Source organism: Nonomuraea sp. ZG12 (genome assembly GCF_052068115.1).
Lineage (GTDB): Bacteria > Actinomycetota > Actinomycetes > Streptosporangiales > Streptosporangiaceae > Nonomuraea.
In genome coordinates this window covers 617161-629751 of the sequence record NZ_JBQHCW010000002.1, presented here as the reverse complement: position 1 = coordinate 629751, position 12591 = coordinate 617161, and the positions used below count along the sequence as shown (strand labels likewise).

Annotated in this window: 11 protein-coding genes; 8 read left to right on the top strand and 3 right to left on the bottom strand. The window is 73.4% G+C overall.

All coding sequences use genetic code 11. From position 1 onward, the window contains the following. Positions 1-30: 30 nt before the first annotated feature. Entirely contained in the window at positions 31-1362 is a 1332-nt protein-coding gene (locus ACTMTF_RS09945; protein WP_441110334.1) for an SGNH/GDSL hydrolase family protein, read from the top strand. Between the two features lie 87 nt (positions 1363-1449). Here ACTMTF_RS09945 and ACTMTF_RS09940 read toward each other — a convergent pair whose 3' ends face one another. Continuing rightward, a complete protein-coding gene (locus tag ACTMTF_RS09940) occupies positions 1450-4953 on the bottom strand; it encodes an AfsR/SARP family transcriptional regulator (RefSeq protein WP_441110333.1) in 3504 nt (1167 codons plus the stop codon). Between the two features lie 57 nt (positions 4954-5010). Further along, the gene (locus ACTMTF_RS09935; protein WP_441110332.1) at positions 5011-5982 is read right to left on the bottom strand and encodes a D-2-hydroxyacid dehydrogenase family protein; all 972 of its coding nucleotides are present in this window, start codon (positions 5980-5982) and stop codon (positions 5011-5013) included. A gap of 152 nt (positions 5983-6134) precedes the next feature. Between ACTMTF_RS09935 and ACTMTF_RS09930 the strand changes: the two genes are divergently transcribed. From ACTMTF_RS09930 to ACTMTF_RS09900, 7 genes are read left to right on the top strand one after another with little or no spacing between them, the layout of a single operon-like run. Beyond that, the gene (locus ACTMTF_RS09930) at positions 6135-6278 is read left to right on the top strand and encodes a hypothetical protein (RefSeq protein WP_397009591.1); all 144 of its coding nucleotides are present in this window, start codon (positions 6135-6137) and stop codon (positions 6276-6278) included. After that, the gene (locus tag ACTMTF_RS09925) at positions 6275-7255 is read left to right on the top strand and encodes an AAA family ATPase (RefSeq protein WP_441110331.1); all 981 of its coding nucleotides are present in this window, start codon (positions 6275-6277) and stop codon (positions 7253-7255) included. The genes ACTMTF_RS09930 and ACTMTF_RS09925 overlap by 4 nt, the downstream gene beginning before the upstream one ends. Next, on the top strand, positions 7252-8334 hold the full coding sequence (locus tag ACTMTF_RS09920) for a DUF58 domain-containing protein (protein WP_441110330.1): 1083 nt from the start codon (positions 7252-7254) through the stop codon (positions 8332-8334). The genes ACTMTF_RS09925 and ACTMTF_RS09920 overlap by 4 nt, the downstream gene beginning before the upstream one ends. Continuing rightward, entirely contained in the window at positions 8331-9272 is a 942-nt protein-coding gene (locus tag ACTMTF_RS09915) for a VWA domain-containing protein (RefSeq protein ID WP_441110329.1), read from the top strand. Before ACTMTF_RS09920 ends, ACTMTF_RS09915 begins: the two co-directional genes overlap by 4 nt. After that, positions 9251-10108 carry a S1C family serine protease gene (locus ACTMTF_RS09910; RefSeq protein ID WP_441110328.1) on the top strand — a complete coding sequence of 286 codons (858 nt, stop codon included), beginning with the start codon at positions 9251-9253 and terminating at the stop codon, positions 10106-10108. Before ACTMTF_RS09915 ends, ACTMTF_RS09910 begins: the two co-directional genes overlap by 22 nt. Positions 10109-10118: 10 nt before the next feature. Continuing rightward, a complete protein-coding gene (locus tag ACTMTF_RS09905) occupies positions 10119-10781 on the top strand; it encodes a response regulator transcription factor (protein WP_397009601.1) in 663 nt (220 codons plus the stop codon). After that, a complete protein-coding gene (locus ACTMTF_RS09900; protein WP_441110327.1) occupies positions 10778-12058 on the top strand; it encodes a sensor histidine kinase in 1281 nt (426 codons plus the stop codon). The genes ACTMTF_RS09905 and ACTMTF_RS09900 overlap by 4 nt, the downstream gene beginning before the upstream one ends. On the opposite strand, the gene ACTMTF_RS09895 is transcribed toward ACTMTF_RS09900, so the two are convergent. Continuing rightward, positions 12051-12497 (bottom strand): hypothetical protein, encoded by a 447-nt coding sequence (locus ACTMTF_RS09895; protein WP_441110326.1) that lies wholly within the window; start codon positions 12495-12497, stop codon positions 12051-12053. The two genes, ACTMTF_RS09900 and ACTMTF_RS09895, sit on opposite strands and share 8 nt — an antisense overlap. Positions 12498-12591: the final 94 nt, after the last annotated feature.

The following is a 12591-nucleotide window of genomic DNA, read 5'->3' as shown; positions in this document are numbered from 1 at the left end:
GATGATCACGACGATTCGAGAGGTTGGGCCATGAACGAGGTCCGCGATAGCACCAGGCCAAGCCCGACAAGCCAGGGATACTGGATCGCTACCTGGGGCACGGCACAGCAACTGGCGCAACCCGCCGAGCCCGGTGGAGGGCCGTGGATGCCGGATCCGCCGGACGACGCTCCGCCCGCCGCCGACGCACCCGCACCCACCGCCGACACACCCGCCGCCGCGCCGGCGCAGGATCCCACGCCCCCACCGGCCGAACCACTGGCCGAACCGCCGACCGCGCCGATGAAGGTCAGCGCGCAGACCGTGCGCATGGTGGCCCGTGCCACCGTGGGCGGCACGGCTGTGCGCGTCGCGCTGTCGAACTCCTTCGGCCACGCGCCGGTGCGCGTCGAGGCCGCGCAGATCGCGCGGCACGACAGCGGCGCGGCGATCCGCGCGGGCAGCTCGCGCGCACTGACCTTCGGCGGGCGCGCTGCGGTCGTGTTGCCGACGGGCGCGCAGATCTACAGCGATCCCCTTGAGTACGACGTGCCTGCGCAGACCGATCTGGTCGTCTCCCTGTACATCCCCGACGAGAAGGTCACTCCCACGACGCACGAGCTCGGACTGCGCACGGCGTGGCTCGCACCGGGCGACCAGACCGCCACGCAGGACCTGTGGGACGCCATCGGGTTCCAGTCCTATGCCTGGCTCACCGGCATCGACGTGCTCGCGCCGCCCACGGCCGCCACCATCGTCGCCCTCGGCGACTCCATCACCGATGGCGCCGGCACCACGCCCGGCGCGGACACGCCATGGCCTTCGTCGCTGGCGCGCCGGCTGGCCGCGCGGCATGACCTGCCGCCGCGCGCGGTGATCAACATGGGGATCGCCGGCAACCGCGTCCTGCGTGAGACCGACGGCTTCGGCGCCAGCGCGCTGGCGCGCTTCGACCGCGACGTGCTGGCCCGGCCGGGTGTGCGCTGGGTGGTCCTGGCCGAGGGAGGCAACGACATCTGCTTCAGCTTCATGGGCATGCCGGAGAGCGAGCGGGCCACGGCGGAGGACATCATCGCCGGCTACCGCATGCTGATCGGCCGCGCGCATCTGCACGGTCTGCGGATCATCGGCTGCACGCTGACGCAGTTCGGCGGCACGTTCGTCTTCACGGCGGAGAGCGAGCGCATGCGCCAGGACGTGAACCGCTGGATCCGCGACAGCGGTGAGTTCGACGCGGTGGTCGATCTGGACGCGGCCACCCGTGACCCGGCCGCACCGACGAAGCTGCGCGCCGAGTTCGATTCCGGCGACGGCATCCATCCGAACGACGCGGGCAACCAGGCGATCGCCGAGGCCTTCGACCTGGAGTTTTTCCAGGAATAGGGGCCACGGGCGTCGCCGCCGGGTACGCCGCGTTCCGGCGACGTGGCGGCCGCGGCCCCCAGGCCGCACGGCACGTGGCCGCGGGGCTTACCGACCGGCCGACGGCGGCGACTCCGACTCACCGGCATGCGCCCGCGCCGGATCGTCCACCTTCGGGCGTAGTCGCGCCGTATCGTCCGGCTTCGGGTGCAGTTGCACTGGACCGTCCGGCTCCCGGCGCAGGCGCGCCGGATCGACCTGGAGCGAGGCCGTCTTCCCGTCCAGCTGCCAGCCATCCTGGTACGCCGCGGCGAAAGCGTCCTCGCCCAGCGCCGTGCGGCCGCGGGCGGCCATCGCCTGGATCTGCCGGTCGGTGAGGTCGTGGGTGCCGCGCAGCCGGGCCGCCGCGCCGAGCAGCAGGGCCATGTCCCGGTACCGCCCCCGCAGCGCGGCCAGTTCGGCCTCGGTCACCGCGACCATCGCCATGATCGGCAAGTCCCCGCCCTCCAGCGCCGCCCCGTACGCCCGGACCAGCGCCGCCTCGGCACCCTCGGCGTCACCCCGCCGCAGGCACAGCGACGCCCGCACCGAGCTGACGATCACCTGGCCATGGCCACCCCCGACCGGGGATCCGCTGGCGGAGGGCGCGATGGCTGGGGATCCGCCGGTCATCTCCGCCTCGGCCGCCTCGATGCGGGTCTGCGCGCGGTCCGGGTCGCCGAGCCGCAGCCACGTGCCGGCTTCGAGAGCGGTGACGAGGACGACCAGCTCCGGCGACGCCGATCGCTCCGCCCGCTCGCGGACCGCATCGAGCATCGCCCTCGCCCTCGCGTCCTCGCCCCGCCGCAGGTGGAGGTCGATCCACCGCACGTCGAGGAAGATCTCGTCGGCCAAGCTCAGCGAGCCGACCTCCCGCGCCTGCGCCCGAGCCTCGCGCAGGTCCGCCAACGCGCCGTCGAGGTCCCCGTCGTACTGCCGCAGCAGCGCGCGCATCGGCAGCGCAGTGGCCAGGCCCCAGCGGTCGCCGGCCCGGCCGAAGGCGTCGAGCGCGGCGGCCACGTCGACGCGTACCTGGTCGAGGTCGCCCTGGTCCTCGGCGAACGAGGCCCGGAACATGTGGGCCAGCCCGGACAGCCAGACGTCGGGGCCGTCGGCGAGACGCTGAACCAAGGCGCGCGACGCCTCGTGCTCCCGCAGGAAGTGGAGCGTGATCGCGGCCAGGACGCCGGCGAATCCGGGCAGCGACGGGTGGGCGAGCAGGCGATCGGCCAGTGCCCGCAGCGCGGTTTCGTTCTCGTGCAGCCTCTCGGCGGTCAGCGGGGAGCGGGCGTTGATGCGGTTGAGCAGGAACACCGTCTCGGCGGTGTCGCGATCCAGCGTGTGGCCTGCGGCAGGCAGCGCCAGTGCCTCCCCCTGCCAGTACACCGCGTCGGCATGCCGGCCGAGTATCTGCCAATACCAGGAGAGGTCCATGGCGAGTGTGACGGCCGCGGTGGCGTTGCCGGTGTCGCACAGGTGGCGCAGGGCGGCGAGCGCGTTGTCGTACTCGGTGCGCAGCACGCGCAGCGCGGCGAGCTGATCGGGGCCGCGCAGCAGCGGCTCCTCGCGGGCGACGAGGTCGGCCAGGTGGCGGGCGGCGAGATCGCGGACGGCGTCGAGCGCGCCCTGGTCGGCGAGTCGCTCGATCCCGTACTCGCGCAGGGTCTCCAGCATCCGGTAGCGGCCCGCGTCGGGCGCCAGTTGCAGCAGCGACTTGTCGACCAGGGCGGCGAGCAGCTCGGGGACCTCGCCCGGGAGCACCGTGGTGCCGGCGCAGACCGCGGCGGCCGACTCCGGCGTCACGCCACCGGGCAGGACCGAGACCCGCTCGGCCACCGTACGCTCGTTCTCGCTGAGCAGATCCCAGCTCCAGGCGATGACCGCGCGCAGCGTGCGGTGCCGCGGCGACGCGGTCCGGCTGCCCGTGGTGAGCAGCCGGAACCGGTCAGACAACCCGGCGGCGAGCTCGGCCAGCGACAGGGTCCGCAGCCGGGCCGCGGCCAGCTCCAGCGCCAGCGGCATGCCGTCCAGGCCGCGCACCAGCCGGACCACGTCCGCGCGCGTCCGCTCGTCGATGCCGAAGCCGGGGCGCACCGCCGCGGCCCGCTCGGTGAACAGGCGCACCGACGCGCTGCGGCGGAGGTCATCGAGGCCGTCGCCGGGGTCCGGCAGCGCCAGCGGGCCGAGCGGGACCAGCGCCTCGCCGTCGATCGCGAGCGGCTCGCGGCTGGTCGCCAGCACCCGCAGCCCGGCGCAGCGCGGCAGGAGCGCTGCGACCAGGTGCGCGACGGCGTCGATCAGGTGCTCGCAGTTGTCCACCACGAGCAGGCTCTCCCGGCCGCTGAGCTGGTCGGCGAGTACGTCCAGCTCGCTGCCTTCGGCCCGCATCCGGCCGGAGGCCTCGAAGAGCCCGGTGCCGCGCAGCCCGATCGCGGCCAGCATCGCCGCGCCGGTCTTGGCCGGCTCGGTGACCGCGGCCAGGTCGACCAGCCAGGTGCCGTCGGGGTACTCGTGGCGGTGGCGGCGGCCCGCCTCGACCGCGAGCCGGGTCTTGCCGGCCCCGCCCGGCCCGACCACCGTGACGAGGCGCCCGCGGGTGAACAGCGCGTCGATCCGAGCGAGATCGTCGTCGCGCCCGATGAAGCTGGTCAGGGCGGCGGGCAGATTGCTCGCTGGCGCCTCGCGCCGCACCTCAGGAGCGGAAGCGGGAGCGGGAGCGGGGGCCGGCGATTGCAGCAGGCGCAGGTGGCGCTCGCGCAGGGCGGTGCCGGGGTCGGCGCCGAGCCGGTCGGCGAGGGTCTCGCGCACCCGCTCGTACAGGTCGAGGGCGTCGGCCTGGCGGCCCTGGGCGGCCAGCGCGTCCATCTGCAGCCCGGCCAGCCGCTCGTCCGCCGGGTGCTCGGCGAGCAGGGCGGTCAGCCGGGTGGCGGCGTCGTCGGCGCGGCCCAGCGCCAGCTCCGCCTCGGCCAGATCCGCGCACGCCTCGACCGCGGTGCGGGCCAGCCGCGTCGCTACCGCCGGGGCGACCGCGGCGATCACCGACGATTCGCCACGGAGTGCGGCCGCGGTGGTCACCGACGGCTCGCCGCGGAGATGGGCCGCGGTGATCACTGATGGCTCGCCGTGGAGTGCGGCTGGGGTGATCACCGACGGCTCGCCGCAGAGCGCGATCGCCTCGCTCAGCGGCCCGGCCGCCGCCCGGGGGTCGCCGGCCCGGAGCCGGTCACGGCCGTGCGCGGCCAGCCGCTCGAACCGCAGCGCGTCGACGTCGTCCTCCGCGACGCCGAGGCGGTAGCCGCCCTCGGACTGGGTGACCGCGCCGGCCTCGCCGAGCAGCCGGCGCAGCCGGGAGACCAGCGAGTGCAGCGCGTTCGCCGGGTCGGCCGGGAGATCCTGCGGCCACAGCGCAGCGACCAGGACACCCGATGCGACCGGCCGGCCGCCGGCCAGCGCCAGCCGTACGATCAGGCCGCGAAGCCGGGCGCCGGGAACGGCCACCACGGCGTCGCCGCGGCGCACCTCAAGGGTGCCGAGCAGCCTCACCCGCAGGCGCGTCTCCCCGTTCCCGTGCATCGCCCGATCCTCCCGCGTACCGCCCACAAGCCCCGAACCCGCCTGCCCAGTGTGTGCTCAGGCCGTCAGCACCCGGATCGGGGATGCCGCCCGCCAGGCCGCGACATCCTCGACGACCTGCTCGTACATCGAACGAAACGCGGCCTCGGTGACGTATCCGAGGTGCGGCAGCAGCACGGTGTTGGGCGCGCCCAGCAGCGGGTTGTCGGCGGGCAGCGGCTCGGTGTCGTAGACGTCGAGCCCGGCCCCGGCGATCGTGCCGGCGGTCAGCGCGGTGACCAGCGCCTTCTCGTCCACGATCGGCCCGCGCGAGGTGTTGACCAGGATCGCGGTGGGTCTCATGGCGGCCAGTTCGGCCGCGCCGACCAGCCCGGTCGTGCGGTCGCTGAGCTTGAGGTGGACGGTGAGGACGTCGCCGGCGGCGAACAGCTCGTCCTTGGGCACCCAGGTCGCGCCTGCCTCGGCCGCCCGTTCGGGTGTCAGGTTCTGGCTCCACGCGATCACCCGCATGTCGAAGGCCTGGCCGATCCGCGCCACCTGCGTGCCCAGCCGGCCCAGCCCGAGCACGCCCAGCGTGCTGCCGGCCAGGTCGGTGCCGACGGTGGTCTGCCAGCGGCCGTCGCGCAGCGCCCGGTCCTCGGTCACCACGTGCCGCCGGCAGGCCAGGATCAGCGCCCAGGTCAGCTCGGCGGTGTTGGAGCTCCTGTTCGAGCTGGTGGCCGAGCGGGACATGGTCGTGCCGGTGACCGTGACGCCGTGGGCCGCGGCCGCCGCCAGGTCGATGGCCGCGTTGACCATGCCCGTGGTCACCAGGAGGCGCAGATCCGGCAGCCGGTCGAAGGTCTCGGCCCGGAAGGGCGTCCGCTCGCGCATCGCGACGACGACCTCCGCGCCGCGCAGCGCGGCCGCCAGCTCGTCCAGGCCGGCGATGTGCTCGTGCAGCACCTCGACCTCGACGCCTGGCAGGGAGTCGAAGGGCCCCAGGTCGCGGGCCACCCGCTGGTAGTCGTCCAGAACGACAATCTTCATGCGATCACCGTACGCGGGGATGCGGCACGTCAGACGCACGCGCGGACCTCGCCCAGGGGAGGCACCGAAAAACCGTATAAAGGCTGGAGTTACGTACGTTTTCGCGTGCTCTTGATGACATGCCCTTGTACCTAAGAAAGGACAGGGGACCCATGGCACGCACAACACGTTTCGCGGCCGTCCTGCTGGCCGGCGGCGCGCTGCTCATGACGGGCAGCGCCGCCCACGCCGACCCGGAGCCGTCCGCCCTGGAACTGCGAGTGACCCTCGACGACTGCCCCGAGGTCCGGTCATGACCGACGCCGCACTGCTGGAACGGGCGCTGTTCGAGGTCAAGCGCGTGATCGTCGGACAGGACCAGATGGTGGAGCGGCTGCTGGTGGCGGTCCTGGCGCGGGGACACTGCCTGCTCGAAGGAGTGCCGGGCGTCGCCAAGACGCTGGCCGCCGAGACCATGGCCACGGTGGTGGGCGGCACGTTCGCGCGCATCCAGTTCACCCCCGACCTGGTGCCGTCCGACATCGTCGGCACCCGCATCTACCGCCCGTCGACCGAGACCTTCGACATCGAGCTCGGCCCGGTCATGGCCAACCTGCTGCTCGCCGACGAGATCAACCGGGCGCCCGCCAAGGTGCAGTCGGCGCTGCTGGAGATCATGGCCGAGCGGCAGGTCAGCATCGGCGGCATCACGCACAAGGTGCCGACGCCGTTCCTGGTGCTGGCCACGCAGAACCCGATCGAGTCCGAAGGCGTCTACCACCTCCCGGAGGCGCAGCGCGACCGGTTCCTGCTCAAGGTGGACGTGGACTATCCCAGCGAATCGGAGGAGCTGGCGATCGCCTACAGGATGAGCGTCGACCCGCCGGTGCCGCAGCCCGTCCTGGACCCGGAGCGGCTGATCGCGTTGCAGCGCCGCGCCGACGAGGTGTTCGTGCACCACGCCGTCGCCGAGTACGCCGTCCGCCTCGTCTACGCCACCCGCGCCCCCGAGCGCTACGGGTTGCCCGGCCTGGCCCGGCTGCTGGCCTTCGGCGCGAGCCCGCGGGCCACGCTGGGGCTGCTGGCGGCCGGTCGGGCGCTGGCCCTGATGCGGGGGCGCGACTACGTGCTGCCCGAGGACATCCGCAACCTGGCGCCCGACGTGATGGCGCACCGGCTGGTGCTCTCCTTCGACGCGCTGGCCGACAACGTCTCGCCGAGGCAGATCGTGGACCAGGTCCTGGCCGCGGTGCCGCTGCCGGTCATCGCCCCGCAGCAGGACGCCGCGGCATGATCTCCTACCTGACGGCCGAGCCCGCGCTGCGCAGGCTCGAGCTGACGATCACCAGGAGGCTGGACGGGCTGCTCCAGGGCGAGCACCTCGGCCTGTTCCCCGGACCGGGCAGCGAGCCCGCCGAGGCCAGGGCGTACCAGCCGGGGGACGACGTGCGGCGGATGGACTGGAACGTGACCGCCCGCACCGCCGAGCCGCACGTGCGCGAGCTCGTCGCCGACCGCGAGCTGGAGATCTGGACGCTGCTCGACGGTACGGCCAGCATGGACTTCGGCACGGCGGCGATGGAGAAGCGGGAGCTGGCGCTGGCCGCGACGGCGGCGATCGGCTTCCTCACCCAGCGCACCGGCAACCGGATCGGCGCCCACCTGGTCCACGGCGGCGGCGTCCGGGTGCTGCCCGCCCGGACGGGACGGCCGCACCTGATGGCGCTGCTCCAGGCCATCTTCGGGCTGCCGCGCACCCCGCCGGGCACCCGCGAGCCGCTGCTCGGCACCGCCGCAGGCCAGCTCGGCCGGGTGGTCAGGCGGCGCGGGCTGGTCGTCGTGGTGTCGGACTTCCTGGACGACCCGCGTACCTGGGAGTCCGAGCTGCGCAGGCTCACGGTCCGGCACCAGGTGCTGGCCGTCGAGGTGGTCGACCCGCGCGAGCTGACCCTGCCCGACGTGGGGATCCTGACGCTGATCGACCCGGAGTCGGGCCGGCGGCGCGAGGTGTCTACGGCGAGCGCGCGGCTGCGCCTGCGGTACGCGGAGGCGGCGGCAGTGCAGCGCGGCGCCATCCAGGACGGGCTGCGCCGGGCCGGCGCGTCCCACCTGCGGCTGCGCACGGACGGCGACTGGGTCCGCGAGCTGGTGCAGCACGTCCTGCGGCAACGGCGGCTGGCCCGGCTCGCCGCCCCGGCCCGCCCCGCCGATACAGAAGCCGCCGGTACGGGGGCCGGCGGTACCGGCGTCGGCGACACGGGACCCGCCGGTACGGGGGCCGTCGGCACGGGAGGCGGCGGCGGTGGCGGGGCCGGGTCCGGTGGTCGTCCGGTCGTGGGATTCGATCCGAAGGGAGGGGGTGACGCGGCATGACGCTGCTCTCACCGCTCTGGCTGCTGCTGCTCGTCCCGGTCGCCCTGCTGGCGGTCGCGTACCTGCTGGTGTCGCGGCGCCGCAGCGCGTACGCGGTCCGGTTCACCAACCTGGACCTGCTCGACAAGGTCGCCCCGCGCGGGCCCGGCTGGCGCAGGCACGTCCCGGCGGCGGCGCTGCTGGGCATGTTCGTGCTGCTGGTCGTGGGCTTCGCCAGGCCGACGGCCGAGGTGCAGGTGCCCAGGGAACGGGCGACGATCATGGTGGCGTTCGACGTGTCGGCCTCGATGAGCGCCACCGATGTCTCGCCGGACCGGTTCACCGCGGCCAGGCAGGCGGCCAAACAGTTCGTCGAGGGCCTGCCACCCCGCTTCAACCTGGGCCTGGTGGCGTTCTCCTCGGAGGCGTCCGTGGCGGTTCCGCCGAGCACCGACAGGCAGGCGGTGCTGAGCGCGCTCGACCGGCTGTCCACCACGTCCGGCACCGCCATCGGCGAGGCGGTCTACTCCTCGCTGGAGGCCATCGCCGCGCTCGACAGCGAGGAGGAGGCGCCGCCCGCGCACATCGTGCTGCTGTCCGACGGCTCCAACACCACCGGCCGTACGGTCACCGAGGCGGCGGAGGAGGCGGCCGCGCGCGGCGTGCCCGTCACCACCATCGCCTACGGCACCCAGGGCGGCGTCATCGAGCTCCAGGGCAGGCAGGTGCCCGTGCCCGTGGACGGACCGGCGCTGCAGGACCTGGCCGAGGTCGCGGGCGGCGGCTTCTACGAGGCCGCCAGCGGCGACGAGCTCCAGGCGGTCTACGAGGACATCGGCACCTCCGTCGGCTACCGGACCGAGCAGCAGGAGATCTGGCAGTGGTTCGTCGCCGCGGCGCTGCTGTCGGCGTTGCTCGCGGCGGTGACCTCGATGCTGTGGTTCGCGAGGCTGCCGTGAACGGGCTCGGCAGGCCGAGCGGGCCTGACTTCCGCACGGTGCCCGTCGCCCCGATCGAGACGGTCCCGCGATCCGTCGTCACGGGGGGATCTCCGGCGCGGGCCAGGGGCAGCCGGGTGCTGCTGACCGCCGTGCTCGTCGCGGCGCTCACCGGCGGTGCGGCCGGCCTGGCGGGGGCCGCCATCTTCGAGGGGAGCGAGCCGGCTCCGGCCACCGCGCTGCCCCGGGCGGCCCCGCTGCCCGCCGGGAGCGTGACCGGCCTGAGCGCCACCGCCGCCCGGGTGCTGCCCAGCGTCGTCTCCATCGAGGCGGGGCGCGGCGGCGGGTCGGGGTTTGTGGTGGACACGCGGGGACATATCGTCACAAACGCGCACGTGATCCGGGGGGAGAGCCAGGTGACCGTGGTGCTCAACGACGGGCGCCGGCTGTCGGCCCGGGTGCTGGGCGCGGACTTCGACGAGGACCTGGCGGTGCTGGAGGTCGACGGGGCCGCGAACCTGCCGGCCGCCACGCTCGGCAGGTCGGGGGACCTGTCGGTCGGTGACCAGGTGCTCGCGATCGGCTCACCGCTGGGCCTGTCGGGCACCGTCACCGCGGGCATCGTCAGCGCGGTGGACCGTGAGGTGCGGCTCGGCGGGTCCACCCGCAGGGCCGTGCAGACCGACGCCTCCATCAACCCGGGCAACTCCGGCGGCCCGCTCGTCAACGCGCGTGGCGAGGTCGTCGGGGTGAACACCGCGATAGCGGCCGGGCGGGGCGGCGGCAACATCGGCATCGGCTTCGCCATCCCGATCGACCGGGCGGCCCCCATCGCAGAACGAATCATCCGAAACTAGGGTCCACAACATGCGATTGCTGGTCGTCGAGGACGAAGAGGATCTGGTCGACGCGTTGCGCGTCGGCCTGATCCGGGCCGGATATGCCGTGGACGTCGCCTACGACGCCCCGGCCGCGCACGAGAAACTTCAGGTCAACGCCTATGACCTGGTTCTGCTGGACCTCAACCTGCCCGGCGGCGATGGCTTCCAGCTGTGCCGGGCGGCCAGGGCCGCTGGTCAGGGCGTGCGCATCATCATGGTCACCGCCCGCGACCGGCTGGACGACCGCGTGCGAGGGCTCGACGAGGGAGCCGACGACTACCTGGTCAAGCCGTTCGCCTTTCCCGAACTGCTGGCCAGGGTCAGAGCCCTGCTGCGCAGGGACACCGGCGGCACCTCCGTCCTCGAAGTGGGATTGCTGCGGATCGACACCGCGAGGATGGAGGTGTCGCTGGGTGGCCGGGACCTGGCGCTCACCCCCAAGGAGTACGGCGTGCTGCACTACCTGATGACCCGGCCGGGACACGTCGTCTCCAGCGAGGAACTGCTCGAACACGTCTGGGACGAGCACGCGGACCCGTTCACCAACACCGTGCGCGTGACCGTCGGCAACCTGCGCCGCAAACTGCAGGCGGAAGGCCTGATCGAGACGGTGATCAGCCGCGGCTACCGGCTCAAGGAGCCAACATGATCCACACCATCCGGTTCCGGCTCACCGTGCTCTACTCCGGCCTGCTCTTCCTGCTGGCCGCGCTGGTGCTGGGTGGCATCTACTACGGCGTCTCACGGACCACCGAGCAGCGGTCGTACGCCACCGACATCGCCAAGGCGTACCGCAACGGTGAGTACGTCGGCAAGCAGGAGGTGGTCTTCATCGAAGAGGTGGAGAACGCGGTCAACGTCAGGACGCTCGACACCCTGCGCGACTACTCCCTCTACACCCTGGGCGCGCTCTTCGTCGCCAGTCTCGGCATCGGCTGGGTGCTGTCCGGCCGGGTGCTGCGCCCGGTCCGGTCGATCACCCGTACCACCGAGGAGATCCAGGCGACGGACCTGACCCGGCGCATCACGCTGAGCGGGCCGAGCGACGAGCTCAAGGACCTGGCCGACACCATCGACACCATGCTGGACCGGCTGGAGGAGGCGTTCAGGGCGCAGCGGCAGCTCATCGACGACGCATCGCACGAGCTGCGCAGCCCGCTGACGATCATCCGGGCCAACGTCGACGCCGTGCTGCTGTCGCCCGAGGCGAGCGACGAGGAGCGGACCAGGGCGATCGCCATCGTGGACCGGGCGACGACCCGGATGACCCGGCTGGTGGAGGACCTGCTGGCCAGCGCCAGGCGGCAGGGCAGCGCGTTCGCCGACACCGACCTGGACCTGTCGCGGGTGGCGGGGGAGGCGTGCGAGGAGTACGCCGCGCTCGCCGTCGCCCGCGGCCTGACCGTCTCCCGCGAGCTCATCCCCGGTCTGGAGATGACCGGCGACCAGGACGCGCTGCGACGGGCGGTGGCGAACCTGCTGTCCAACGCGGTCCGGTTGTCCCCGCCCGGCGGCCGGGTCCGGGTCGCCTCCGGTCCGGTCGGCGTTCCGATGGGGGCGGCGGAGATCCTGAGCGGATCGTCCCGGATGAGCAAGCTGCGCCCGTCGAGCGCCGACGCGCACCGAGACGTGAGCGGGGCGGGCGACTGGCTGTGGGTGGCCGTCCAGGACGACGGCCCGGGGCTGGCGGCGGCCGACCAGGCGCGGGTGTTCGACCGGTTCTGGCGCGGCGAGGCCAGCCGCCGCGACCGGCACACCGGCCTCGGCCTGGCGATCGTCCGCCAGATCGTGGAGTCGCACGGCGGCCGGGTCGCGGTCTTCTCCGAGGTCGGCCAGGGGTCCACGTTCGTCCTCTGGCTGCCCGCCCGCGACGCCGCCGGCGGCCCGGCCCCCGGCCACAACCCGCTCACCCGCAGGCCTAACTGAGCACCCGCCCCACCAGTTCCCCCCGCACCGGCACCGCGACGCAGTAGGCCGTGCGAGTACGTGGCCAGTCCCTCTCCAGCGGCAGGATGGCGCCGGCCTTCACGGTGTCCCGCTTCTCCGGTCTCACCCGCAACTTGGCCGCGCACCACTCCACCGACTTCCGCATCGCCACCTCCGCGCCCGGCCACGGCCCCTCGGCGAGCACGTACACGGAGGAGAACTCGGCGTGGTGGCCGACGTCGCACGGCACGACCGCCACCCGAAGGTCGGCGGAGATGGCGGCGAGGCAGTCTCCCGGCCGCAGGTCGGTCACGTGGTACTGCTCGGAGCCGACCAGCGATGGCTCCAGGGACGGCAGGGGGCCGGGCGGTGCGGCGGTGCAGGCGGAGAGGGTCCAGACCAGGCCGGCGGCCGCCAGGAGGGGGGTCGATGGGCGCACCGGCTGAGGATGGCAGACGTGGATCACATTCGGATGTCAGGTGCCCTTCGCGGTGTGGACATAGGTGGAGAAATTGGTTTGAACCATTGGTATA